This is a genomic window from Blastopirellula marina (genome assembly GCF_002967715.1).
Lineage (GTDB): Bacteria > Planctomycetota > Planctomycetia > Pirellulales > Pirellulaceae > Bremerella > Bremerella marina_B.
Window position 1 is genome coordinate 1 of record NZ_PUIA01000020.1, and the last position, 564, is coordinate 564.

The window sequence follows — 564 nt, forward strand, 5'->3', positions numbered from 1 at the left end:
TCTCAATACGCTCCGCAGTTCCGAGACATTGCCAGGCCAGCTGTAATCGGCAAGCAGGCGGAGCGCATCGTCCGACGTGCGAACCGCCCCCATGTTCGAGATCCGCTCGACACGGCTGAACTGACTGACAAAGTGATCGACCAGCAGCCGCAGGTCGTCTGCACGCTCACGTAGCGGCGGAAGCTTGATTAAAAAGCCACTGAGTAGATAGTAGAGGTCCGGACGCAATCGCCCTTCGGCGACCAGCTCTTCGGCGTCGTAGCTGGTCGTGAAGAAGAGAGTGACGTCGCTGCGCAACGTTTCCTCGCCGCCAAGACGTTCAAAGCGTTTTTCAGCAAGGTAGCGGAGCAGTTTGCTTTGCAACGCTTGCGGAATTGCGGCGATCTCTTCGAGCAAGATCGTGCCGCCGGAACATTGCTCGAACTTGCCGATCCGCTGGGTCATCAGGCCCGGCATCGCGCAAGGCTCGTGCCCCAGCAGTTCGCTCTCAAGCCACTGGGCGGTGAAGTCGGTGCACGAGATCTTGTGGAACGGGCGGTCGGCCCGTTGGCCATGTTGATAGAT

The 564-nt window shown here is 59.4% G+C and carries 1 protein-coding gene; it reads right to left on the reverse strand.

All coding sequences use genetic code 11. From position 1 onward, the window contains the following. Positions 1 to 564 (reverse strand): sigma-54-dependent transcriptional regulator (locus C5Y96_RS08115; protein ID WP_146115568.1); only part of this gene is annotated, 564 nt, incomplete at both ends.